Origin of the sequence: Acuticoccus sediminis (assembly GCF_003258595.1) — a bacterium.
Taxonomy (GTDB): domain Bacteria; phylum Pseudomonadota; class Alphaproteobacteria; order Rhizobiales; family Amorphaceae; genus Acuticoccus; species Acuticoccus sediminis.
Map to the genome: position 1 here is coordinate 1,230,392 of NZ_QHHQ01000002.1, position 22,955 is coordinate 1,253,346.

General features: G+C 71.1%; 22 protein-coding genes. 10 read left to right on the top strand and 12 right to left on the bottom strand.

Going from position 1 to position 22,955, the window contains the following annotated elements:
- Positions 1-8: 8 nt before the first annotated feature.
- Together DLJ53_RS13405 and DLJ53_RS13410 are read left to right on the top strand one after the other, a co-directional pair.
- Positions 9-1,496: a sensor histidine kinase gene (locus DLJ53_RS13405; protein WP_111345896.1), complete on the top strand. Its 1,488-nt coding sequence runs from the start codon at positions 9-11 to the stop codon at positions 1,494-1,496.
- Complete coding sequence (locus DLJ53_RS13410) at positions 1,493-2,851, top strand: sigma-54-dependent transcriptional regulator (protein WP_111345898.1); 1,359 nt, start codon at positions 1,493-1,495, stop codon at positions 2,849-2,851. Before DLJ53_RS13405 ends, DLJ53_RS13410 begins: the two co-directional genes overlap by 4 nt.
- Positions 2,852-2,961: 110 nt before the next feature.
- Here DLJ53_RS13410 and DLJ53_RS13415 read toward each other — a convergent pair whose 3' ends face one another.
- The gene (locus tag DLJ53_RS13415) at positions 2,962-3,996 is read right to left on the bottom strand and encodes an aldo/keto reductase (RefSeq protein ID WP_111345900.1); all 1,035 of its coding nucleotides are present in this window, start codon (positions 3,994-3,996) and stop codon (positions 2,962-2,964) included.
- A 13-nt stretch (positions 3,997-4,009) separates the two neighbouring features.
- The gene (locus tag DLJ53_RS13420; protein WP_111345902.1) at positions 4,010-5,191 is read right to left on the bottom strand and encodes an MFS transporter; all 1,182 of its coding nucleotides are present in this window, start codon (positions 5,189-5,191) and stop codon (positions 4,010-4,012) included.
- Positions 5,192-5,290: 99 nt separating this feature from the next.
- Between DLJ53_RS13420 and DLJ53_RS13425 the strand changes: the two genes are divergently transcribed.
- The 7 genes from DLJ53_RS13425 (at position 5,291) to DLJ53_RS13455 (ending at position 13,099) form a co-directional block, all read left to right on the top strand.
- On the top strand, positions 5,291-6,193 hold the full coding sequence (locus DLJ53_RS13425; RefSeq protein WP_111345904.1) for a LysR family transcriptional regulator: 903 nt from the start codon (positions 5,291-5,293) through the stop codon (positions 6,191-6,193).
- A gap of 308 nt (positions 6,194-6,501) precedes the next feature.
- Positions 6,502-7,101, top strand: coding sequence for a QcrA and Rieske domain-containing protein (locus tag DLJ53_RS13430; RefSeq protein ID WP_111345906.1), 600 nt, complete (start codon positions 6,502-6,504; stop codon positions 7,099-7,101).
- A gap of 107 nt (positions 7,102-7,208) precedes the next feature.
- The gene (locus tag DLJ53_RS13435) at positions 7,209-8,951 is read left to right on the top strand and encodes a PQQ-dependent dehydrogenase, methanol/ethanol family (RefSeq protein ID WP_111345908.1); all 1,743 of its coding nucleotides are present in this window, start codon (positions 7,209-7,211) and stop codon (positions 8,949-8,951) included.
- Complete coding sequence (locus DLJ53_RS13440) at positions 8,948-9,406, top strand: hypothetical protein (protein WP_111345910.1); 459 nt, start codon at positions 8,948-8,950, stop codon at positions 9,404-9,406. The genes DLJ53_RS13435 and DLJ53_RS13440 overlap by 4 nt, the downstream gene beginning before the upstream one ends.
- A gap of 79 nt (positions 9,407-9,485) precedes the next feature.
- Positions 9,486-9,938, top strand: a complete 453-nt coding sequence (locus DLJ53_RS13445) for a (2Fe-2S)-binding protein (protein WP_111345912.1) — start codon at positions 9,486-9,488, stop codon at positions 9,936-9,938.
- A 3-nt stretch (positions 9,939-9,941) separates the two neighbouring features.
- A complete protein-coding gene (locus DLJ53_RS13450; protein WP_111345913.1) occupies positions 9,942-12,275 on the top strand; it encodes a xanthine dehydrogenase family protein molybdopterin-binding subunit in 2,334 nt (777 codons plus the stop codon).
- 266 nt (positions 12,276-12,541) lie between these two features.
- The gene (locus DLJ53_RS13455) at positions 12,542-13,099 is read left to right on the top strand and encodes an NADPH-dependent FMN reductase (RefSeq protein ID WP_111345915.1); all 558 of its coding nucleotides are present in this window, start codon (positions 12,542-12,544) and stop codon (positions 13,097-13,099) included.
- A gap of 73 nt (positions 13,100-13,172) precedes the next feature.
- Here DLJ53_RS13455 and DLJ53_RS13460 read toward each other — a convergent pair whose 3' ends face one another.
- The 5 genes from DLJ53_RS13460 to DLJ53_RS13480 form a co-directional block, all read right to left on the bottom strand.
- Positions 13,173-14,240, bottom strand: coding sequence for a 4-oxalomesaconate tautomerase (locus DLJ53_RS13460; RefSeq protein ID WP_111345916.1), 1,068 nt, complete (start codon positions 14,238-14,240; stop codon positions 13,173-13,175).
- Positions 14,233-14,904, bottom strand: coding sequence for a 4-carboxy-4-hydroxy-2-oxoadipate aldolase/oxaloacetate decarboxylase (locus DLJ53_RS13465; RefSeq protein WP_111345918.1), 672 nt, complete (start codon positions 14,902-14,904; stop codon positions 14,233-14,235). Before DLJ53_RS13465 ends, DLJ53_RS13460 begins: the two co-directional genes overlap by 8 nt.
- Position 14,905: 1 nt before the next feature.
- Positions 14,906-15,865, bottom strand: coding sequence for a VOC family protein (locus DLJ53_RS13470; RefSeq protein WP_111345919.1), 960 nt, complete (start codon positions 15,863-15,865; stop codon positions 14,906-14,908).
- A 19-nt stretch (positions 15,866-15,884) separates the two neighbouring features.
- Entirely contained in the window at positions 15,885-16,376 is a 492-nt protein-coding gene (locus DLJ53_RS13475; protein WP_111345921.1) for a cytochrome b, read from the bottom strand.
- 101 nt (positions 16,377-16,477) lie between these two features.
- Entirely contained in the window at positions 16,478-17,212 is a 735-nt protein-coding gene (locus DLJ53_RS13480) for a PIG-L deacetylase family protein (protein ID WP_111345923.1), read from the bottom strand.
- A gap of 248 nt (positions 17,213-17,460) precedes the next feature.
- Here DLJ53_RS13480 and DLJ53_RS13485 point away from each other — a divergent pair, with 248 nt between their 5' ends.
- Positions 17,461-18,627: a LysR family transcriptional regulator gene (locus tag DLJ53_RS13485; protein WP_111345925.1), complete on the top strand. Its 1,167-nt coding sequence runs from the start codon at positions 17,461-17,463 to the stop codon at positions 18,625-18,627.
- On the opposite strand, the gene DLJ53_RS13490 is transcribed toward DLJ53_RS13485, so the two are convergent.
- Genes DLJ53_RS13490 through DLJ53_RS13510 form a run of 5 tightly spaced genes read right to left on the bottom strand, consistent with a single transcriptional unit; the run spans position 18,615 to position 22,943 of the window.
- Entirely contained in the window at positions 18,615-20,024 is a 1,410-nt protein-coding gene (locus DLJ53_RS13490; RefSeq protein ID WP_202913125.1) for a dipeptidase, read from the bottom strand. The two genes, DLJ53_RS13485 and DLJ53_RS13490, sit on opposite strands and share 13 nt — an antisense overlap.
- Positions 20,021-20,764 carry an SDR family NAD(P)-dependent oxidoreductase gene (locus DLJ53_RS13495; RefSeq protein WP_111345927.1) on the bottom strand — a complete coding sequence of 248 codons (744 nt, stop codon included), beginning with the start codon at positions 20,762-20,764 and terminating at the stop codon, positions 20,021-20,023. The genes DLJ53_RS13490 and DLJ53_RS13495 overlap by 4 nt, the downstream gene beginning before the upstream one ends.
- Entirely contained in the window at positions 20,761-21,771 is a 1,011-nt protein-coding gene (locus tag DLJ53_RS13500; protein ID WP_111346312.1) for a ketopantoate reductase family protein, read from the bottom strand. Before DLJ53_RS13500 ends, DLJ53_RS13495 begins: the two co-directional genes overlap by 4 nt.
- Positions 21,768-22,475 (bottom strand): creatininase family protein, encoded by a 708-nt coding sequence (locus DLJ53_RS13505; protein WP_111345929.1) that lies wholly within the window; start codon positions 22,473-22,475, stop codon positions 21,768-21,770. Before DLJ53_RS13505 ends, DLJ53_RS13500 begins: the two co-directional genes overlap by 4 nt.
- The gene (locus DLJ53_RS13510; RefSeq protein ID WP_202913126.1) at positions 22,476-22,943 is read right to left on the bottom strand and encodes a MarR family winged helix-turn-helix transcriptional regulator; all 468 of its coding nucleotides are present in this window, start codon (positions 22,941-22,943) and stop codon (positions 22,476-22,478) included. It abuts the gene before it with no gap.
- Between the last annotated feature and the right edge of the window lie 12 nt (positions 22,944-22,955).

The following is a 22,955-nucleotide window of genomic DNA, read 5'->3' on the forward strand; positions in this document are numbered from 1 at the left end:
GAGCACGCGTGCGGCCTTCCCGATCGTCGAGCGGCAACTGGCTGCGGCTGGACCGGCGCCTGTCGCTGACGACGCTGCTTCCCGTCACGATCGCGCTGGCGATGTTCGTCGCGGCGTTCGGCTCCACGCAGATCGGCGTCCATGTCCTGCGCCTCTCCGAGCGGGAGGCGCTGCGCGACCAGGCGGTCGTCTACCTCGACGCCGTCGCGGGGGCCATCGCCTCCGCCCTGCCGGACGATCCGGCCCGCGTGTCGGAGGCCGCCGCGCAGCTCCTCGTCTACCGCACCGCCCTCCTGGAGGAGGCGATGGCGGTGCGCTGGACCGACCCCGACGGCACCGCGCAGACCGTCGTCATCGGTGAGACGGACGAGGCCGTCCTGCGCGCCAATCTCGACCGGGTGGCCGGCGACGGGGCCGACGTGACGCGGGTGGACTTCAACCGCCGCCAGTCCCAGGCCGAGGCGACGCGCACCTACGACGGCCCCACCGGCCCCTTCGCGATCACCGCCACCTTCGACGCGCGCGGCGTCTTCGAGGGGACGCGGCGGACCGAGATCGTCGCCGTCGCGGTGGACATCGCCCTCGCGGTCTTCGCCGCGCTGATGACCTACGTCCTGACGCGCCGCGCGCTTCGCCCGCTCGACCACTTCATCGACCGCCTCGCCGACGAGAGCCCGGACGGCCGCAGCGCCCGCCGCCACGGCACCGAGCTGACCCGGCTGGAAGCCGCGCTCGCGCTGCGGGAGCGCTCCGAGGCGATGCGGCGCCAGTCGCTGTCGGTGGCGGCCGAACGGGAGCGCGACGCGGTGCTCGCCCGCCTCGCCGCCACGCTTGCGCACGAGGTGCGCAATCCGCTGGCGGGCCTGATGAACGCGCTCTCCACCCTGCGCCGCTACGGCGACGACCCGGAGGTCCGGCAGCGCAACATCGACCTCCTCGCCCGCGGGCTCGACTCCATCGGCTCCATCGTCGACGTGACGCTCGCCGCCTACCGGCGTCGCTCCGGGCGGCGGCGCCTCGCCGGGCGCGAGATCCGCGAGCTGGACCTTCTCGTCGCCACCCAGGCCCGGCACGCCGACGTCACCATCCGCTGGGACCTTCGGGACGAGGACGCGATCGAGACGGACGCCGACGGCCTGCGGCAGATCCTCCTCAACCTGATCCTCAACGCGATCCGCGCCGCCCCGCGCGGCACCGCGGTCACGGTGTCGCTGTCGGTGTCCAGGGCGGCGGGGCGGAGCTATGTGGCGGTGCGGGACGAGGGAGAAGGCATGTCGCCCGCACAGATCGCGGCACTCACAGGCGGGGTCAGCGAGACCATCGAGCACGAACGCAGCATCGGCATCTGGCTCGTCGCCAACCTGGTGGAGCGGATCGGCGCCGAGCTCGCGATCGAGAGCGTGCCGGAGCGGGGCACGTCGGTGACGGTCATCATCCCGACCGCGTCCGACAGCGCCGCCGCGGACGCGCCGGCCGCCGGGAGGGCGGAGGGATGACCGAGGCCCGACCCAATCTCATCCTCGTGGAGGACGACGAGATCCTCGGCGCCTCGCTGGAGGACCGGCTGGGGCTGGAGGGGTTCGCCGTCACCTGGGTGAAGAGCGCCCGCGAGGCGGCGCGCACGATCCGCCGGGTGCGCCCGGACGCCGTCATCTGCGACATCCGCCTGCCGGACGGCGACGGCGACGACGTGATGCGCGACCAGTTCCAGTCCATCGGCATGGTGCCGATCGTCTTCATGACGGGCTACGGCTCCATCGACCACGCCGTGCGCCTCGTGCGCGAGGGCGCCTGGCACTATCTCACCAAGCCTTTCTCCATCGACGATCTCATCGCGACGCTGAACGCCGCCGCCCACCGCTTCGCCGACGCCTCGCCCGCCGCCGGCGACACGCCGCTCGGCGTCTCGCCGCAGATGACGGACCTCGCCCGGACCCTGAAGCGGGTCGCCGACACCGACCTTCCCGTCCTGCTCCTTGGCGAGACGGGCACGGGCAAGGAGATCGCCGCGCGCCACCTTCATGGCGCCGGCGCGCGGGCGGGGCAGCCGTTCGTCGCGGTGAACTGCGGCGCGCTGCAACCGGAGCTCGCCGAGTCCACCATCTTCGGCCACGAGAAGGGCGCCTTCACCGGCGCGGCCGGCGGGCACGTCGGCGTCGCCGAGGAGGCCGGCACCGGGACGCTGTTCCTCGACGAGGTCGGCGAGCTGCCGCTCTCGCTGCAGGTGAAGCTGCTGCGGCTTCTGGAGACGGGGGAGTTCCGCCGCCTCGGCGGCAGGCGGGACCTGTCGTTCCGTGGCCGGGTGGTCTGCGCGACGAACCGCGATCTCGCCGCCATGGTGGCGGAGGGCAGCTTCCGCGAGGACCTCTGGTTCCGCATCAACGTCGTGAGCTGCACCCTCGCGCCGCTGCGCGAGCGCCCGCAGGACATCGAGCGCCACCTGGCGACCCGGCTCGCGCAGGCGACGAAGCGGTTCGACCGGCCGCGCCTCGCCTTCGGGACCGACGCCCTCGACGTCGCCCGCCGGCACGGCTGGCCGGGCAACGTGCGCGAGCTGATCAACCGGGTGGACCGCGCCGCCGCGCTCGCCGAGGGAGACACCATCACGGCGGCGGACCTCTTCCCCGAGGCGGCGGCGCGGGTGGAGGCCGGCGACGAGGCGGTCGTCGGCTCCGAAGTCTCCCTGTCGGAGGCGCGGCGGGCGGCGGAGCGCGAGCACATCCTGCGCGCGCTGGAGCGATCGGAGGGGGTGCAGAGCGAGGCGGCGAGACGCCTCGGCATCTCCCGCACCACGCTCTGGGAGAAGATGACCCGCTACGGCCTCCCCTCCCGCCCCGACCCCGAGGGCTGACACCCGCACCGCCGTCTGGCGGACGCGACGCCAGGGATCCTTGGGGGCCGCCCGACGACAGGTTCGCCGCCGGCCGAAAGACCGGACCGGATGCCCCGCGGGACCCGCCGCTAGACGAGCGGCGGGAACAGGCGGGCGAACGCCTCCTGCCGGCGATAGGGGAACGCCGGATAGGCGGCGTCGCTCTCCGACGCTGCGGCGAGGCGCGCCGCCTGCTCCCCGCTCAGGCTCCAGCCGACCGCGCCGAGGTTCTGGCGGAGCTGCTCCTCGTTGCGGGCGCCGATGATGATGCTCGACACCGTCGGCTGGCGGGTCAGCCAGTTCAGCGCCACCTGCGGCACGGTCTTGCCCGTCTCTTCGGCGATCTCGAACAGCACGTCGAGCACGCGGTAGAGCCGCTCCTCGTCGACCGGCGGGCCGAACGCCGCCGTCTCGTGAAGGCGGCTCCCCTCGGGCAGCGGTGCGCCGCGGCGGATCCTGCCGGTGAGGCGTCCCCAGCCGAGCGGGCTCCACAACAGTGCCCCGACCCCTTCGCGCGCGCCGAGCGGCATCAGGTCCCACTCGAAGTCGCGGCCGACGAGCGAATAGTAGACCTGCTGCGCCACGGGTCGCGGCAACCCGTGGCGGTCGGCCCGCTCGATGAGCTGCATCAGCGCCCAGCCGGGATAGTTAGACACTCCCCAATGATGAACCTTCCCCGCCCGCACCAGCACGTCGATGGTCTGGAGCAGCTCGTCGACGGGCGTGAAGCTGTCGAAGGCGTGGAGCTGGAGGATGTCGATCCGGTCGGTCCGCAGCCGCGTCAGGGCGGCGTCGACCGACCGGACCAGCCGGGCGCGCGAGACGCCCCAGTCGTGCGGCCCGTCGCCGGTCGGCAGCGCGGTCTTGGTGGAGATGAGGGCCGCGTCGCGCAGGCCCTCGAGGGCGGCGCCGAGCACCTCCTCGGAGCGGCCGTCGGAGTAGACGTCCGCCGTGTCGAAGAGGGTGACGCCGGCTTCGAGGCAGATCTCGACGAGGCGGCGCGCCTCGTCGACATCGGTCTGGCCCCAGTTGGAGAACAGCGGACCGGTGCCGCCGAAGGTGCCCGCACCGAAGGCGAGGACGGGAACGCGAAGGCCGGACCGGCCGAGCTGACGGTATTCCATGAGGGGTCTCCGTTCAGGATGGGACGCCGACGGCAGCGGCCGGGACCGCGTCGCGCCGGATGGTGACGAGGCCGATGCCGAGGGCGGCCAGCGGGAAGAGCGCGGCGGCCAGCGGCAGCGCCGCGTAGGAGAAACCGGCCGCGATGACGAGCCCGCCGGCCCAGGCGCCGATGGCGTTGCCGAGGTTGAAGGCGGCGATGTTGACCGAGGCGGCGAGCGCCTGCCCCGCCCCGTCGGCGCGCGCCATCACCCACGCCTGAAGCGGCGCGACCGTCGCGAAGGAGGCCGCGCCCAGGAGCGCCGTGGCGAGGGCGGCCGCGACCTGCGACTGCACCGCGACGGCCATCGCGACCAGCACCAGCGCGAGCACCGCGAGCGTGCCGACGATCGTCGGGCCGAGCTTGTGGTCGGCGAGCCGTCCGCCGACGAGGTTGCCGAGGACGAGGCCGGCGCCGAAGCCCAGCAGGATCGGCGCCACCGCGCTCGGCGGGAAGCCGGCGCCGGCGGTGAGGTAGGGCGCGATGTAGGTGAAGACGGCGAACACGCCGGCGTAGCCGAACACCGTCATCGCGAGGCCGCGCAGGACCGGGCCGCGCGTCAGCATGGCGAGGTCGTTGCGCCAGCCGTTGTCCTCGGCCTCGCGGGTGGGGCCGTCGCCGGGGAGCGCCGCCAGCATGACGAGGCCCGCGAGGATGCCGATCGCCGAGACGGCCCAGAACGTGGTGCGCCAGCCGGCCATCTGGCCGAGGAAGGTGCCGAACGGTACGCCCAGCACGTTGGCGAGCGTGAGGCCGGTGAAGACGATGGCGATCGCCGACGCCTGCCGGTCCTTCGGGACCAGACGCTGCGCCACGATGGAGCCGACGCCGAAGAAGGTGCCGTGGGTGAGCGCGGTGAGGATGCGCGCCGCCATCATCGTCTCGTAGCTCGGCGCGAGCGCGCAGGCCGCGTTGCCGACGACGAAGATGGCCATGAGGAGGAGGAGCGTGCGCTTCTGCGGCCACGTCCGTGTGAAGATGGTGATGACGGGCGCTCCGACCACGACCCCGAGCGCATAGCCCGAGATCAGCGTGCCGGCGGTGGTGACGGAGATGGAGAGCCCGTCGGCGACCTCGACGAGGAGGCCCATGATGACGAACTCGGTAAGCCCGATCCCGAACGCGCCGAGAGCGAGGGCAACGAGGGCAAATGGCATGGCGGACCTTTGACATTGAACGCGACCGCCCATGTGCTGGTGGTGCCCGCTTGTGACTAGTACGATATCATTCCAAGCTTTTTTGAATTGGAGGCACAGATGGTCGGCGACCCCGCCCGCCTGCGCGAACTGGAGATCTTCGCCGCCGTGGTCGCCGAGGAGAGCTTCTCGGCCGCCGCCCGCGCGTCGGGGCTGACACCGTCGGCCGTCTCGAAGGCGGTGGCGCGGCTGGAGCGGCGGCTCGGCGTCCGCCTCGTCGCGCGCACGACGCGGGGGCTGACGCTGACGGCGGAGGGACGCGACTTTCACCTGCGCGCGGTCTCGATCCTGTGCGCCCTCGAGGAGGCCGAGCGGGAGGCGACGACGGGCGGGCGGCCGATCGGGACCGTCACCATCGCGACCTCGGCCTCGTACGGGCACCACACGCTCTACCCGGCGCTGCGCCCCCTCCTCGCGGAGCATCCCGACCTCGACGTGGTGGTGCGGCAGAACGATGCCGTCGTCGCCCTCCTCGACGCCGAGGCGGACATCGCGGTCCGGGCCGGGGAGATGCCGCCGTCGGCGATGCTGGTGCGCAGCCTCGGGCATGGCCCGCGCCTCGTCGTCGGCTCGCCCGCCTACCTGGCGGCGCGGGGCGTTCCGCGGACGCCGGACGACCTCGCCGACCACGACCTGATCGACTTCACCTACCAGCGGCACAAGCCGACGTGGCCGTACCGGCCCGAGAGCGGGCCACCCGGCGTCCGCATCAGGGCGAGTGACGGCGAGGGGGTCCGGCACATGGCGCTCGCCGGCCTCGGCCTCGCCCGGCTGACGGAGTTCGTGGTGCGCGCCGACCTCGCCGCGGGGCGCCTCGTCAGCGTCCTGGACGACGCCGGACCGCCGGAGACGGAGCCGTTCCATGCGGTCTGGCTGAAGAGCGGCGGACCGCTCCCGGCACGGATTCGACTCGTTCTCGACCACCTCGCGGCGCACGGGCGGATCGACCCGCCCTCACATTAAGGCGCGAGAGCCATTCGGCTTCGCTATTGCACCACATTTGGCATGCCTTGGCCGGGCCGGCTCCGGAGAGGCGGAAATATACGATATTATTTGTTGCTACCGCATTCGGTTAAGAACGCCGCCGGCCGAGGTTACATCACTGATGCGTGAAGTAGCCTATAAGTTCTATTAGTCCACTTCAAATTTGCCTTTGTGACGCCGCAGTCATCGGATAGCAAAGTCAGTCAAGAAGACGACGAGGACGCGCGGACGTTGGTCCGTCGACACTGGAAAAGTGCGCGTCCCGCGATAAGAAGCGGAGGAATGCCTTGGCCAAATCCAAGGATGCGACCGGCTGCGGCCAGCCGAACCGTCGAACGGTGATCATCGGCGGCGGCGCGCTGTCGGCTGCTGCGATCGTCTCGACAAGCCCGGCTCGGGCCGCCACCCCGAAGCCGGAGCGCCAATCTGTCCAACCTGGCGACCTGTTTCGGCTACGCGACGGCCCCCACAAGGGCGAGCTGCTGACACCCGACATGCTGCCCGTCGGCGAGACCTGCATCGAGGCCTTTCCCTTCGATCCGGCCGCCGACGTTGAACGCAGCCGCAACCGGCTGAACCGCGTCCTCGTGGTCCGTCTCGATCCGTCCGAGATGGACGCGGCGACGCGCGAGAAGGCTGCGGACGGGGTCGTCGTCTACTCAGCGATCTGCACCCACCAGGGCTGCACGATCGAGACCTGGGTGGCCGAGACGCGCCATCTCAAGTGCTTTTGCCATCTGTCGGAATTCGCCGCGCTGCAGGGCGGCGAAGTGCGATCGGGTCCTGCGCGCCGCCAGCTTCCCATGGTGCCGGTCGCCCTCAGCAACGAGGGCCACGTCGTCGCCACGGACGGGTTCACCGCCAAGCCCGGCGGCGCCAAGACCTGACACGGAGCCGCGTTCCATCGCTCCGGCCAACCGGGTGGCGCGCCAGCGCCGCCCCAATAATCCCGCTCGCCAGACGGGCGTGCGGCAACGTCATTTTGGAGGAACGCATGAGGCGATTGCTACCCATCATCGCCGCGGCAGGATGTGCGCTGACCGCCGCCGCCCACGCCCAGACCTACAACGCCGTCACCGACGCCCGGCTCGCCGATCCGGAACCGGGGAACTGGCTGCAGTTCCGGGGCAACTACTCGGGCTGGGGCTATAGCCCGCTCGACCAGATCACCACCGAGAACGTCAAGTCGCTGCGCCCGGTCTGGACCTACTCGACCGGCGTCACCGAGGGCCACCAGGCGCCGCCCATCGTCAACGACGGCATGATGTACGTCTCGACGCCGCAGAACCAGGTGATCGCCTTCGAGGCGGCGACCGGCAAGGAGCTCTGGCGCTACGTGCGCGCGCTCCCTGACGATCTCTTCCAGCTTCACCCGACCAACCGCGGCGTCGGCCTCTACGGCGACAAGGTCTACATGGCGACCGTCGACGGCTACGTCGTCGCCCTCGACGCCAGCAGCGGCGACGTCGTCTGGGAGACCGAGATCGGCGACTACACCGATGGCTACTATTCGACCCTGTCGCCGCTGACGGCGGACGGCAAGATCGTCGTCGGCGTCTCGGGCGGCGAGTTCGGCATCCGCGGCTACATCGTCGCGCTCGATGCCGAGACCGGGGCCGAGGCCTGGAAGACCTACACCGTGCCCGAGCCCGGCCAGCCGGGGTCCGAGACCTGGAAGGGCGACGCCTGGAAGACCGGCGGCGGCTCGATCTGGATGCAGGGCAACTACGACCCGAAGAGCAAGATCGCCTACTTCGGCACCGGCAACGGCGGCCCGTGGATGCCCGACACGCGCCCGGGCGACAACCTCTACACCACCTCGGTCGTCGCGCTCGACATGGCCAACGGGTCGATCATCGGCCACCACCAGTACCACTGGAACGACGCGTGGGACTGGGACGAGGTCTCCGCGCCGCTCCTCATCGACTACGACCATGACGGGCAGTCGGTGAAGGGTCTCGTACACGCCGGGCGCAACGGCTACCTGTGGCAGCTCGCACGGTCCGAGGAAGGGCCGATCTCGTTCGTCGCCGGCCAGCCCTACGTGCGCCAGAACGTCTTCACCGGCCTCGACGACAAGGGCCGGCCGAGCTACGACCCCGACCGCACGCCGGGCACCGACAAGACGGTCACCTTCTGCCCGAGCCTGTGGGGCGGCAAGGACTGGCCGCCGGAGGCCTACAACCCCGACACCGGCCTCTTCTACATCCCGAGCCACGAAAACCTGTGCTCGGAGCTGGGCGGTGCCCCGATGGAGGCCCGCGAGCCGGGCGAACTGTGGATCGGCGTCCCGCTCGACGTGATCCTCTCCTCGCTGCGCTTCCACGAGAGCGTCGACACCTCGAAACCGGTGCCGATCGGCAAGCTGCAGGCCTGGGACCTCAGCGAGGGCAAGCTCGCCTGGGAGCACTCCTTCATGGACACCGCCTACTGGGGGCCGCTGCTGACCACCAAGGGCGGGCTCGTCTTCACCGGCGGAACGCAGGACCGGATGTTCCGCGCCTTCGACGCCAAGACCGGCGACGTCCTCTGGGAGTTCCCCACCAACTCCGGCATCACCGGCGTGCCGTCCTCGTTCGAGGTCGACGGCAAGCAGTACGTCGCCGTCCAGTCCGGCTGGGGCGTCGATTCGGAGCGCATGCGCGCGCTGCTGGAGGACATGCTCCCGGAGGGACGCGTGCCGGAGGTGCCGCAGGGCGGCGTCATCTGGGTCTTCGCGCTGGACGAGGCGTCGTGATCCGCGCCGCCCTCAGCCTCGCCGCGGCCATACTGGTCGCGGCTCCGCTCGCGGCGGCCCCGGCCGAGCTGCCGCAGACGGAGGACGAGCTCGCGAACGCCGTGCGAAGCGCCATCGAGGCGCGCGACTACGACACATTCGAGCGCATCGTCTTCTGGAAGGACGCGGGTACGATCAAGAAGCGCATCGTCGCCTTCCAGATCCGCTCGGGGCTGGGGCGCAAGGTGAAGGTCCTGACCGTCGAGCCGTTCGACCAGCACAAGCTGGACGCGATGCTCGCCGACGGCCGGCACGCCCTGAACCTGCCCGTCAGCCACGTGGTGCGGGTGGTCTACGACGAGCCCGCCTCGGAAACGACCGGAAAGCCGCCGACGTCCGTCTTCCTCGCCGGGAGGAAGGACGAGGCGTTCCGCATCGCTCTGGTGGTGCGCGCCTTCGAGGATGACGACGACTGACCGACCGCCGCGGCCCCTCCGGCCGCGGCGGCACCAACATGGCCACCGACCGAAGGAACAGGGACGAAGGGACTAGGACATGGCGACCATCAAGCTGAACGGCGTCGAGACCGAAATCGACGCCTCGCCGGACATGCCCCTCCTGTGGGCAATCCGGGACATCGCCGGGCTCACCGGCACCAAATACGGGTGCGGCACGGGTCTGTGCGGCGCCTGCACCGTCCATGTGGACGGCGTCGCCGCGCGGAGCTGCATGACGCCGATCGGCACCGTCGAGGGCGCGTCGGTGACCACCATCGAGGGGCTCTCGGACGACGGGACCCACCCGGTCCAGGTGTCGTGGCGCGAGCTCAACGTGCCGCAGTGCGGCTTCTGCCAGGCCGGCCAGATCATGCAGGCCGCCAGCCTCCTCGCCCAGACGCCGAACCCGTCGGACGAGGAGATCCTGCAATCGATGTCCGGCAACGTGTGCCGGTGCGGCTGCTACCAGCGCATCATCGCCGCGGTGCGCCACGCCTCGACGGGAGCCTGAGCCATGCTGCACTATCTCGAGCAAGAGGCCCGCGCGGCCCATGCCCGCACACGGATCCTCAACGTCTCGCGCCGCACGATGCTGGGCGTCACCGCCTCGGGCTTCGCGCTCGCGGCCTTCGTGCGTCCCGCCGGCGCCTTCGCGCCCTACAAGACCGGCGGCGAGAGCATGCCTCATGGCCTGCGCACCGACCCGTCGGTGTTCGTGTCCATCGACCGGGAGGGCAACGTCACCATCGTCGCCCACCGCTCCGAGATGGGCACCGGCTCGCGCACCTCGCTGCCGATGGTGCTCGCCGACGAGATGGGCGCCGACTGGGACCGCGTGAAGATCGTCCAGGCCGAGGGTGACGAGCCGAAATACGGCAACCAGGACACCGACGGCTCGCGCTCCATGCGGCACCACATCCAGTCGATGCGCCAGATGGGCGCCTCCATGCGCTACATGCTGGAGGAAGCCGCGGCGAGCCGGCTCGATGTACCGCGCTCCGAGGTGAAGACCGGCGTCCACGAGGTGGTCCACGGCCCGAGCGGCCAGACCCTCGGCTTCGGCGAGCTCGCCGAGCACCTCGTGCGCGAGCAGCCGGACATGCCGTACGTCGGCGTCCCAGCCTTCGAGGACCTGACGTTCAAGGACGAGTCCGAGTTCCGCTACATCGGCAAGGGCGAGGTCTCGATCACCGACCTCTTCGACATCACCACGGGCCGGGCCGTCTACGGCGCCGACGTGACGCTGCCGGGGATGAAGTACGCGGTCATCGCCCGTCCGCCGGTCGTCGGCGGCCGCCCGATCCGCTACGACGACAGCGCCGCGCGCGCGGTGGAAGGCGTCGAGACGGTGCTCGGCCTCGAGGGCTCGACCCCGCCGGCGAAGTTCGCTCCGCTGGGCGGCATCGCGGTGATCGCCTCCAACACCTGGTCCGCGATCCAGGGCCGCGACCTCCTCGAGATCGAGTGGGACGACGGCCCGAACGCCAGCTACAACAGCGAGGCCTACCTGGAGGAGATGCGCCAGACCGCCCGCCAGCCGGGCAAGGTCGTGCGCGAGAAGGGCGACGTGGACGGCGCGTTCTCGAGCGCCGCGAAGACCTTCGCGGCCGAGTACAGCCAGGCGCACATGGCTCACATCCCGATGGAGCCTCCGGTCGCCGTCGCATCGGTGAAGGACGGCAAGTGCGAGATCTGGGCCTGCGTCCAGAGCCCCTACGGGACGCGCACCGACGTCGCCGACGCGCTGAAGATGAGCCCGGACGACGTTACCGTGCACGTCACGCTCCTCGGCGGCGGCTTCGGGCGCAAGTCGAAGTGCGACTTCGTGATCGAGGCGGCGCTGCTTTCGCGCATGGTCGGCGCACCGGTGCGCGTGCAGTGGACCCGCGAGGACGACGTCCACCACTCGTTCAACCACACCACCTCGGTGGAGCGCATCGAAGTCGCGCTCGACGCGGCGGGCAAGGTGACGGGCTGGAAGCACAACTCCGTGGCGCCGTCGATCCTGTCGACGTTCGCACCGGACTCGGGCCACCAGTTCTTCATCGAGAGCGGGATGGGCCATGCCGACATGCCGTTCGACATCGCCAACGTGCGGGCCGACAACGGCAAGGCGATGGCGCACACCCGGATCGGCTGGTTCCGCTCGGTGTCGAACATCCCCCGCGCCTTCGCCGTCCAGTCCTTCGCGGCGGAACTCGCGAACGAGCTGGGCCGCGACCAGAAGGAGGTGCTGCTCGAGCTGATCGGCCCGGCCCGCAAGCTGGACCCGAAGGCGGAGGGCTTCCCGGACGACTTCTGGAACTACGGCGAGGTCTACGAGAACTATCCGATCGATACCGGCCGCCTGTCCAACGTGCTGGAGATGGCGGCGGAGGCGGTCGGCTGGGGCAAGGACCTGCCGGAGGGCGAGGGCATCGGCCTCGCCGTGCACCGCAGCTTCGTCACCTACGTCGCCTGCGGCCTGCGCACCAAGATCGTCGACGGGAAGATCACCGTGCCGGAAACCCACTTCGCGGTGGACTGCGGCTACGCGGCGAACCCGGAGCGCATCCGCTCGCAGATGGAGGGCGCGGCCGTGATGGGCATGACGCTCGCCCTCTTCAGCGGCCTCACGTTCGAGGACGGACGGGTGATGCAGTCCAACTTCTACGACTACGACGTCGTGCGGTCGGACAACTTCCCGCAGAACGTCCAGGTCCACCTGGTCGACAACCCGTTCTCGGTCCATGCGGCAGGCGTCGGCGAGCCGGGCGTGCCGCCGTTCGCACCGGCGCTCGCCAACGCGATCTTCAACGCGACCGGCAAGCGGCTGCGTGACATGCCGTTCGGCGACACGCTGTCCTGAACCACCGGCGCCGGCCCCCGGGCCGGCGCCCCACCCCGACGCCTCCGTCCCGACGTCTTCGGCCGCCGACGCGCCCGCGCCGCGATTACACCAGAATATAGCTATCGCGCCGCCGAATCCGCGTTATCGTCGCCGCCGGTGCCCCGTTCACCACCCGCTTCGCCCCCGTGGAGGACATCCCCGGCCACGCACACCCGCGCCCGGCCGTTCCGGCACCGCTCCCCGCCTCGACCCCGGCCACCGCAGGCCCGGCCCAGGAGACCGTCATGGACAAGACCTACAAGATCGCCGTCATCGTCGGGAGCCTGCGCGAGGGTTCCCTCAACCGCAAGCTCGCCCAGGCCATCGTCGCCCTCGCCCCGAGCACGCTGTCGTTCGAGTTCGTGAACATCGACATGCCGCTCTACAACCCCGACCTCGACACCGACGACCGGCCCGCGTCCTGGACGGCCTTCCGCGACGCCGTCCGCCCGGTCGACGGGGTGCTGTTCGTGACGCCCGAGTACAACCGCTCGGTCCCGGCAGGCGTGAAGAACGCCATCGACGTCGGCTCGCGGCCGATGGGCGCCAGTGTCTGGAGCGGCAAGCCGGCGGGGATCGTGTCCGGCTCGCCCGGCGCGGTGGGTGGTTTCGGCGCGAACCACGCGCTGCGCCAGTCGCTCGTGTTCCTCAACATGCCGGCGATGCAGCAGCCGGAGGCCTACATCGGCGGCCTCGGCAACCTTTTCGAGGAGGACGGCAGCGTGAAAGACCAGAGCAAGGGGTTCATCGAGACCATCGGCGCCGCCTTCGCCGCCTGGGTCGCCCTGCACCCGCAAGGCTGACCGCGCGATCCGGCCCGGAGCGGCGGTGGAAGCGCCCGGGGCGACGGCCGACCGGCGTCCCGGCCGCTGCCGCTCAGCCGTCGACCGGGAAGACGCGGCCGTCCATCAGCTTGCGGGCGGTCCGCAGGAGACCGGCGCCGACCACTTCGCCCCCGGTCCCCTCCTCCACCAGAACCTCCAGCGACCCGGTCGGGTGCTCCACCAGGTAGCGTCCGTCCGGCGGTCGCACGGCGAGACCGCCCGCCGGCGATCCCGGCAGCGTGCACGCCGTCGCGACGCTGACCGCCGCGAATACGCCGATGGTGGCGTGGCACCGGTGCGGGATGAAGCTGCGGGTGTTGATCGCGCCGCCGGCGACCGGCGCCGACACCAGCGTCATCTTCGGCACCGACTTCTCGGCGACGTCGCCGAGGTTCATCAACGGCCCGGCCTTCAGGCGGATCGCCTCGACGCGCGCGCGCAGGGCCGTGTCCGCCTCCAGCGCCTCGCGCGTCTCGGTTCCCGCAATGCCGAGATCGGCCGCACGCATCACCACGATCGGCATGCCGTTGTCGATCAGCGTCGCCTCGACCCCGTCGACGACGTCGACGGCGTTCCCGGTGGGCAGGAGCGCGCCCGTCATCGACCCGGCGATGTTCTGGAACATCAGCGGCACGGCGGCATGGCTCCCCGGCACGCCGTCGATCCGCGCCGCCCCGGCGTAGGCGACGCGCCCGCCCGGTGTCGCGATGGTCGCGACGGCGACCTCGCCGGTGTTGACCATGTGGATGCGCACCGGCGTCGTGTCGCCGGTCGGGGCGACGAGGCCGCGCTCGATCGCGGCCGGCCCGACGCCGGCGAGGATGTTGCCGCACCCCTGCGCGTCGGACACAAGCGGCCGGTCCACGAACACCTGGAGGAAGAGGTAGTCGACGTCCGCGTCCGGCCGCGTCGCGGGGGACAGCACCGCGACCTTCGATGTCAGCGGGTCGGCACCGCCGATCCCGTCGATCTGGCGCGGATCGGGGCTGCCCATGATCCGCAGCAGCAGCCGGTCACGCTCGGCCGGATCGGCGGGAAGGTCAGACGCCAGGAAGTACGCCCCCTTGGAGGTGCCCCCGCGCATCCACAGGCAGGGTATGCCGGAACCCGGGTCAGACATATCTGAGCCCCTTCTCGGCGAGGCGGCCGCGCATGTCGTAGAGGTCGAGGCTGAACTCGCCGCTGGCGAGGCGCCGGCGCTTCTCCTCCTCGCTGGCGAGCCGCGCCTCGGCCTTGGCGAGCACCGCCTCCGCCTCGGACCGCTTGACGACGCAGACCCCGTCGTCGTCCGCGACGATCACGTCGCCCGCCTCGATCGCCTGCCCGGCGCAGACGATGGGAACGTTCACCGAGCCCAGCGTCTCCTTCACCGTCCCCTGCGCCGATACGGCCTTGGACCAGACGGGAAAGCCCATCGCCGTCAGGTCCCTCACGTCGCGCACGCCCGCGTCGATGACGAGACCGCGGCAGCCCCGCGCCATCGCCGCCGTCGCGAGGAGGTCGCCGAAATAGCCGTTGTCGCAAGGGGACGTCGGGGCGAGGACGAGGATGTCGCCCGGCCGCAACTGCTCGATCGCCACGTGCACCATCCAGTTGTCACCGGGAGGGGCGGAGATCGTCAGCGCGGACCCCGCCGCCTGCGCGCCGGCGTAGATCGGGCGCAGGGAGGACGCGAGGCAGCCGATCCGGCCCTGGGCTTCGTGCACCGTGGCGACACCCGCCCTGCCGAGCGCCTCGACGACGGCCGCGTCCGCGCGCGCCACGTTCTGAACGACGATGGACATGTCAGTGATCCTTCGGAGCGGGCGGGGTGCCGTGGGTGTGGAAGGTGTCGATGGTCTTGAGGCCCCAGGCCTGGCCCTTCCGGCGCTCGGTCTCGGTCCACACGACCGGCTCCCAGTCCGGGGCGAGGATGAGGCGCGCGCCCGCATTGGCGAGTTCCACGCGGTTGCCCGCCGGCTCCCAGACGTAGAGGAAGAACGTGCCCTGGATCGCGTGCTTGTGCGGCCCGGTCTCGATGTGCACCCCGTTCTGCAGGAAGATGTCGGCCGCCCGGAGGATGTCCTCGCGCTGGTCGGTCGCGTAGGTGACGTGGTGCAGCCGGCCATGGCCCCGGCCGTGCTCCTCGGTGCAGGCGAGGTCGTAGGTCTTGTTGTTGACGGTGAACCAGCAGCCGCCGATCCGCCCGTTGTCGAGGGCGATCATCTCGGTCACGCGGCTCCCCAGCGTCGTCTCCATGAAGCGGCGGAATTCGGCAACGTCGTCGGCGAGGAGGTTGACGTGGTCGAGCCGTCGCGGGGCGACGCCCCGGTAGGCGGAGGCGGTGTTCTTCAGCGCCGCCCGCTCCGCCTCCTGCTGCGGCTCGTACCAGTTGGTCTCGTAGTAGATCTCGAACGTGTGGCCGAAGGGATCCGCGAAGCGGAAGGCGGGGCCGTGGCCGAGATCGCCGTCGGTCCAGCCGATGACCGGAAAACCCGACGCCTCGACCGCGGCGACCCGCCTCGCCAGCGCCTCCGGCGAGGCGGCGCGGTAGGCGATGTGGCCGACGCCCGTCGTCGCGTGGCGCGTCAGCTTGAGGGTGGCGAACTCGTAATCGTCCCAGGCGCGCAGATAGGCGGACGTCGCGTCTTCGGCCGAGAGGCTGAGGCCGTAGACATTGGTGAAGAAGGCGAGGCTCTCGTCGTACCTGTCGGTAAGGACCTCGACATGGCCGAGGTGTGCGATGTCGTTGGAGCGTTCGGTCAAGTCTCGCCTCCCGATGGTGTCATGTCATGCGCTGCATCAGCCTGCTCTTCCACCAGAACTGGTGGACGACCACGGCGACGACATGCAGTCCGGCGAGCGCCAGCAGCACGTTGGTGGCCACCTCGTGCACCTCACCGAAGAGACCCGAGGGGATGAAGTAGGCCGCGAGGCCGCCGAGAGGCAGGCCGATCAGCAGCACGTAGAAGAGGACGTGGACCGCGCCGGCGGCGGTCTTGAAGATCGGCGGCTCGTGCGCCGGCGGCGGCGGCGCGCCGACCATCGCCCGCAGCGCGATCCGCACGAGAGCGAGAATGAGGATCAGGATCCCGACGCCCATGTGCAGGAGCGGCATGGTCGTCAGGACCGGCGTTCCGGTCTGGATCGTGTCGCGGAGGGCCGGACCCATCCCGTCTTCGAGGACGAGATACTGCGCGATGAGCAGCAGCACCACGGCCCAGTGGAGGATCTTCTGAAGCGGCGTATACCCTTCGATCGGGTGCGATTGTGCCATGACGGCAAACCTTTCTCCGGTGGAATCCCCGGCCTTGGGGGCCGGGGTCACCGTTGGCTACGCCTCTTTTTCGAATTATTCCAGATCCAATAACATCGCGGTCAAAGCTCATCGACCGTGCGCGGAAACACCGACTGGAAGCCCTCTGCGTACTTCGCCGCCCGCCCGCCGGCCTGTCCCCCGGAGTTGCGGCGGAAGTGGTTGGCGCGGTTCTCGGCGAGCCGGGTGTAGTAGTCCCAGAGGTGCTCCTGGCCCTCCATGCACTCGATCGCGGCGCGCTTGCGGTCCCAGACCGGGGTGATGTCGAGGAAGACGTCCGGCTTCCAGCCCATCTGCTCGGTCTGATGCGGCTCGAACAGGTAGAGCTGCGGCGCGCCGACGACCTTCTGGCCGGGATTGTGGCCCCACGCCTGGGCGATCATCCGGCACTCGAGCACGACCTCGGTCGCGTACATGTGGTCCGTGTTGTACGGGTCGTATCGGGAGTGGGACAGCATGAAGGACGGCTGCACGTCGCGGATGACGTCGACGAGGCGGCCCTTGTCCCCGTCGTCGAGGCGCAGCGGATAGTCGCCGAGGTCCATGCAGACGAGGTCGTGCACGCCGAGCGCTTCGGCCGCGCGCTCCGCCTCGGCGCGGCGTGCGTCCTTCACCCTCTCCAGCGTCATGCCGGGCTGCTTCCAGAGCTTGGCCGACTCGCCGCGCTCACCGAAGGAGAGGCACACCACGGTGACGCGGTAGCCGAGCGAGGCGTGCAGCGCGATCGCCCCGCCGCAGCGCCAGACGAAGTCCGCCGCGTGCGCGCTGACCACGAGGGCTGTCCTGGGCTCGGACATGGTGCTCTCCCGGATCGTTTCTTGTTCCGGCGGGCATGCACCCGATCCGGCCGAGACGCCAATTCAGAAGCGCGCTTGCGGTATAAAGTCACGCTATAGTGAGCGCCCGTCCGGCGGATCGCACTGTAAGGTGGCATTTCCGAAAGGAATTGTAGCGCAACCCGGCGGATGAGGTGGCCCTTGCGAAATTCCGAGCGCGCGGTGACCGACCGCCTCCCGACGCTCCTCGCCGGATGCCTTAGCGCCTCGTGATCACGCGCAATCTACGGCACCTGCGGCTCTTCCTCGCCGTAGCGGACCTCAGGTCCGTCACCCGTGCGTCGGCCGCCTGCCACGTGTCGCAGCCGGCCGTGACGCAGGCGATCGCGAAGCTGGAGCGGGAAGCCGGCGCGTCGCTCTTCCTGCGCCGGCCGGCGGGCTTCGTGACGACGCCGCTGGGCGAGGTGCTCGTCACCCGCGTCCGGCGCGCCTTCGACATCCTCGACCCCGCCCTCCTCGACCTTTCGCCGCGCCTCAGGATGACGGCGACGACGACGCAGCTCGAGGCTCTGGTGTCCGTGCGCGAGGCGGAGAACTTCACCCTCGCCGCACACCGGATGGGGATCGCCCAGCCGACGGTGCACCGGGCGGTGTCACGGATCGAGCGGGAGGCGGGGCGCCCGCTGTTCGAGCGCACGTCGCACGGGATCGTCGCCACCCGGGCGACGCGGGCGCTGGCGGACGCGGCGCTGCTGGCGTTCGCCGAGCTCGACCAGGCGGACGCGGACCTCGCGGAGGCGACCGGGCGGGAGGTGGGGCGCATCGTGATCGGCGCGATGCCGCTGTCGCGCTCGACGATCCTGCCGGTGGCGCTCACCCTCTTCCGCGCCAGGCGGCCGACCCTGCCGGTCCTGGTGCTGGACGGCCTCTACAACGATCTCCTCCTCGGACTGAGGCGGGGCGAGATCGACGTCCTGGTCGGCGCGCTGCGCGACCCGCCGCCCATCGACGACGTCGTCGAGGAGGCGCTGTTCGACGACCGCCTCGCGGTGATCGCGCGGAAGGACCATCCCGCTGCCGCCACCCCGCTGACGCCGGACGTGCTGGCGGAGTGGCCGTGGGTCGTGCCCCGGCACGGGACCCCGACGCGCGCCCAGTTCGACGCCTACTTCGGCACCCGCAAGCCCTCGAGCATCATCGAGTCGGGGTCCGTCATCCTGATGCGCGAGCTTCTGGCGCGCAGCGACCACCTCGGCTGCATCTCCCGCCTCCAGGCGGAGGCGGAGATCGACAAGGGTCTCGTCGCCGCGCTCCCGGTGGATCTCCCCGGCACGCGCCCCATCGGCCTCACCCTCCGGCGCGACTGGTCGCCGACGCGGGCGCAGGACGAGTTCCTCGACGCCCTGCGCTCCGCCCGCGCCGGTCAGGTCGCCTGACCGCCCAGGATGCGCAGGAGCCGCGTCCACGCCTCGAGCCCCTCCTCGAGGGCGGCGAGGCGGAAGAACTCGTTCGGGGCGTGAAAGTCCTCGTCGGCGGTGGAGAAGGACATCGTCACCGTGTCGACGCCGAGCGCCTGCTTGAAGATGGCCGCGAGCGGCAGCGTGGCGCCCACCTTCACCCGGGCCGGCCGAGTCCCGTAGGTCTCCCCGATGGCCCGCTCGACGGCCGCGAGCAGCGGGTGGTCCGGCGGCACCTCATAGGCCGCCGAGCCGCGGTCCTGGTCCACCACCGTCACCTCCGCGAAGGGCGGCGCGTGGGCCCTGAGGTGCGCCTCGAGGAGCGCGCCGGTGCGCGCCGGGTCCTGGTTCGGGACGAGGCGGGTGGTGATCTTGGCGTGCGCCTCGCACGGGATGACGGTCTTGCCGCCCGGGCCGGTGTAGCCGCCCCAGAGGCCGTTGAGCTCCACCGTCGGACGGACCCAGAGCCGCTCCAGCGTCGTGAAGCCGGGCTCGCCGTGCGCCTCGGCGCCGATCCCGGCGAGCCAGGCCGCCTCGTCGAACGGGAGGGCGGCGAAGGCGGCGCGCTCCTCGGCCGAGGCCTCCCGCACGTCGTCGTGGAAGCCGGCGACGGCGATGCGCCCGTCCGCGTCGTGGAGCGTCGCCAGGAGCCGGGCCATCTCGGCGAGGGCGTTGGGGACGGCGCCGCCGTAGCGGCCGGAATGCAGGTCCTTGCCGGCGGTGCGGAGCGTCACCTCGTAGCCGGCGTTGCCGCGGGTGCCGACGTTGACCGTCGGCAGGTCCGCCCGCCAGCGCGCGCCGTCGGCGGAGATGACGGCGTCCGCGGCGAGGCGGTCGCGGTGGCGCTCGCACATCCTCGCCAGCGTGCGCGAGCCGATCTCCTCCTCCCCCTCGAGGAGGATGCGAACGTTGACCGGCAAGCGCCCCTCCACCGCCAGGAAGGCCGCCAGCACCTCGAGCGCGATGGAGACCGGCCCCTTGTCGTCGGAGACGCCGCGGCCGTAGAGCCGGCCGTCGCGCACCTCCGGCTCGAAGGGAGCCGAGTGCCACAGCTCCAGCGGGTCGGGCGGCTGGACGTCGTAGTGACCGTAGACGAGATAGGTCGGCGCTCCCTCCGCCCCCATCCACTCCGCGACGACGGCGGGGTGGCCGCCCGCCTCGATCTCGTCGACACGGGTGAAGCCGATGTTCGCGAGCCGCGCCTTGAGGAGCGCGCGGGTCGACGCCATGCCCTCGGCATAGGCCGGATCGGTGCTGACCGACGGGAGGCTGGCGTATGCCTTGAGGCGCGCAAGGATGCCGCCGTCCGCCCGGAGGTGGTCGAGGACCGGGTCGGTCAGGGCCGCCCCGCCGGCCGTCCCCCTCGCCAGCCTCACGAGCGTCCCCCGTCGACGGAGAGGATCTGGCCGCTGATCCACGCCGCCTGCTCGGAGGCGAGGAAGAGGGTCGCCGCGGCGATGTCGACGGCGGTGCCGAGGCGCCTGGTGTGGAGCGAGGCGACGAGCCGCTCCTGCCCGTCCGCGCCCATCGCCTCCCACTGGCGCTCCGTGGTGGGGTTGGAGCGCACGAAGCCGGGGGCGACCGCGTTCACCGTAACCCCGGCGGGCCCGAGCTCGTAGGAGAGCTGCTTCACGAGCCCGACCAGCGCGTGCTTGGCGGCGGTGTAGGCCTGGATGCCGGTCAGCGACGGACGCAGCCCCGCGCCGGACGCGATGGCGACGAGGCGCCCTCCCCCGGCGGCCTGCATTGCCGGCGCGACGGCCTGGGCGAGCCAGAAGAAGCCGTCGACGTTGGCCTCGAAGATCGCCCGCCAGCTCGCTTCGTCGATCTCCGCGAGCGGCCGTCCGGCCTGGCCGCGCGTACCGCCGGCGGCGTGGACGAGGATCCCCGGCGGCGCGATCGCCGAGACCGCCGCCTGGACCGCGCCCCGGTTGCCGAGATCGACCGCGAGGGCCCGGGCGCCGAGCCGTTCGGCGGACCGTTCCAGGCCGGCACGGTCGATGTCGGCGACGACGACCTCGAGGCCGGAGGCGACGAAGGCCTCGGCGACGGCGAAGCCGATGCCCTGTGCCGCGCCCGTCACCAGCGCGGTGCGCGACGGGAAGGTGAGGTTCATGGCTTGAGCGCCGCGAACGTGGCGGCGGACATCTCCCGCCGACCGTCCTCGATGTCGTGGATCAGCTCGACGAGCCGGGCCAGCAGCGGCGTCGGCACGCCCGCCTCGGCCGCGAGGCGCACGACCGAGCCGACCTGCGGGTCCACCTCGGTCCTGCGCTTGCGGACGGCGAGGTCGCGGTAGATGCCCGAGTGGGTCTTCGCGGTCCTGGCGTTGAAGGCGGCGAGCTCGGCGATCGACGCGCGCGCCGCCTCGTCCGGGGCCCCCGGCATGAAGGCGTCCGGGTCGAAGCCGTTGAAGCCGCGCGGGACGACGCCGCGGGCGCGCGCCACGGCCATGACCTCGCGGCCGATGGCGACGAACGTCTCCGTCCGTGCGGGGTCGGCGAAGTTCTCGGTCATCGACTGCGGCGTCAGCGCGGTCGCGAACAGCATCGCCCCGTAGCCGAGCTTGCCCCAGAGGTATGACCAGATGTCGTCGGTCAGCACGGCGTCCGGCTCGAAGGCGAGGAGCGCGGCGTGCATCGCCTCGGTGCGGGGCCGGATGGTGCCGTCGATCTCGCCGATCACCACCGCGCCGCGGTTGCCGAACATCACCTCGCCCGGGCCGTGCCAGTCGGCCCCGAAGTTGACGAACGCCCCCATGGTGCGCTCCGGCCCGACGACCTCGGCGATGGTCAGCTCGTTCAGTCCGTTCTGCGCCGACAGCACGAAGCCGTCCGCCGCGAGGTGGGGCGCCAGCGCCTCGGCCGCGGCGGCGGTGTGCTGCGCCTTCACCGCGAGCACGATGCGCGAGAAGATGCCGGTGAGCTCGTCCGGCGTCACCGCGTCGACCACCTGGCGGAAGGCCTCGACGGGGCCGGTGATCGCGAGGCCCTCGGTGCGGCAGGCGGCGACGTGCTCGGCGACGGTGTCGACCATCAGCACCGGCTGGCCCGCCCGGGCGAGGTAGGCGCCCAGCGTGCCGCCGATGGCGCCCGCACCCCAGATGAGGAGCGGCTCGGTCATCGCCCGCCCCACGGGCCCTCGAGCGCCGCGCGGGTCTCCGCGACGCCGGCCTCCCACAGGCGCAACATGGTGGCGTCGTCCTTCTGGTAGACGCCGCCGAAGCTGCCGTCGCCGAGGATCTCCCGGCCCGCCTCCGGCGCGCCGGCCTTGAAGCGCACGGTGTCGAGCCGGTCCTTGATGCTGTTGGGCGCCGGGGCGTGCGGCAGGCGCGTCCACGGGAAGTTCTCCATCCAGTTGGCGTGGCTGCCGGTGGGGTCGATCTCCTGCATCGCGGCCCAGGTGGCGGGCGCCTTCCACCACTCGTGGAACTTGATGGAGAGGCGCGGCTCCTCCAGCATCAGCTCGCTGGCAAGGGCGCCGACGGGCGCGTTGCCGCCGTGCCCCGAGACGATGAGGATGCGCCGGAAGCCCGCCCGGGTGATCGATGCCACCACGTCCCGCACCAGCGCCAGCAGCGTCTCCACCTTCAGCGAGACGGTGCCCGGATAGGCGCCGAAATAGGGCGCGAGGCCGTAGGGGATCACCGGGTAGACCGGGATGCCGAGCGGCTCGGCCGCCTCCACCGAGACGCGCTCGGCGAGGATCATGTCGACGCAGAGCGAGAGCTGCGCGTGCTGCTCGGTGGAACCGATGGGCAGGATGCAGCGGTCATCCTTGGCGACCTGGTCCTCGACGTCGGACCAGTTCATTTCCGCAATTTTCATTCAGGCAGCCTTCGGGACGGACGTGGGCCAGTCTGGCGAGGCGAGGACCATCTTCGCCATCAACTGGGAGAGGGTGTTCTGTTCGGCTTCGGTGAGGGCCGAGAGCATGCGCTTCTCGAACTCGACGAACATCGGCAGCGTCTCCTCGAAGAGGGCGCGGCCCTTCTCGGTGAGGGCGAGGACGAAGCGGCGCCCGTCGTCCGGATCGCGGCTGCGCGAGATGAGCTTCAGGCGCTGCACCTTGTGGACGGCGCGGGACATGGTGCCGGCCGGAAACCCGGACGACGCGGCGATCTCCGCCGCGCACGTCCCGTCCTTGAGGCCCAGCGAGAAGATGACGACGTACTCCGGCCGATTGAGCTTGTAGGTCTCTTCGATCCAGCCGTAGAGCGGCAGGTTGTAGCGCAGGGCGAGGTAGTTGAGACGATAGGTCAGCCAGCACGGGTTGCCCCAAAGTTTCGCTTCCACCATCGCGTTGAG

What these genes read in the sequence shown, in the direction of transcription:
- DLJ53_RS13445 (WP_111345912.1), top strand. Translation starts at nt 9,486, where the DNA reads ATGGCGACCATCAAGCTGAACGGCGTCGAGACCGAAATCGACGCCTCG.
- DLJ53_RS13410 (WP_111345898.1), top strand. Translation starts at nt 1,493, where the DNA reads ATGACCGAGGCCCGACCCAATCTCATCCTCGTGGAGGACGACGAGATC.
- DLJ53_RS13475 (WP_111345921.1), bottom strand. Translation starts at nt 16,376, where the DNA reads ATGGCACAATCGCACCCGATCGAAGGGTATACGCCGCTTCAGAAGATC.
- DLJ53_RS13455 (WP_111345915.1), top strand. Translation starts at nt 12,542, where the DNA reads ATGGACAAGACCTACAAGATCGCCGTCATCGTCGGGAGCCTGCGCGAG.
- DLJ53_RS13435 (WP_111345908.1), top strand. Translation starts at nt 7,209, where the DNA reads ATGAGGCGATTGCTACCCATCATCGCCGCGGCAGGATGTGCGCTGACC.
- DLJ53_RS13500 (WP_111346312.1), bottom strand. Translation starts at nt 21,771, where the DNA reads ATGACCGAGCCGCTCCTCATCTGGGGTGCGGGCGCCATCGGCGGCACG.
- DLJ53_RS13425 (WP_111345904.1), top strand. Translation starts at nt 5,291, where the DNA reads ATGGTCGGCGACCCCGCCCGCCTGCGCGAACTGGAGATCTTCGCCGCC.
- DLJ53_RS13415 (WP_111345900.1), bottom strand. Translation starts at nt 3,996, where the DNA reads ATGGAATACCGTCAGCTCGGCCGGTCCGGCCTTCGCGTTCCCGTCCTC.
- DLJ53_RS13460 (WP_111345916.1), bottom strand. Translation starts at nt 14,240, where the DNA reads ATGTCTGACCCGGGTTCCGGCATACCCTGCCTGTGGATGCGCGGGGGC.
- DLJ53_RS13420 (WP_111345902.1), bottom strand. Translation starts at nt 5,191, where the DNA reads ATGCCATTTGCCCTCGTTGCCCTCGCTCTCGGCGCGTTCGGGATCGGG.
- DLJ53_RS13450 (WP_111345913.1), top strand. Translation starts at nt 9,942, where the DNA reads ATGCTGCACTATCTCGAGCAAGAGGCCCGCGCGGCCCATGCCCGCACA.
- DLJ53_RS13480 (WP_111345923.1), bottom strand. Translation starts at nt 17,212, where the DNA reads ATGTCCGAGCCCAGGACAGCCCTCGTGGTCAGCGCGCACGCGGCGGAC.
- DLJ53_RS13465 (WP_111345918.1), bottom strand. Translation starts at nt 14,904, where the DNA reads ATGTCCATCGTCGTTCAGAACGTGGCGCGCGCGGACGCGGCCGTCGTC.
- DLJ53_RS13505 (WP_111345929.1), bottom strand. Translation starts at nt 22,475, where the DNA reads ATGAAAATTGCGGAAATGAACTGGTCCGACGTCGAGGACCAGGTCGCC.
- DLJ53_RS13495 (WP_111345927.1), bottom strand. Translation starts at nt 20,764, where the DNA reads ATGAACCTCACCTTCCCGTCGCGCACCGCGCTGGTGACGGGCGCGGCA.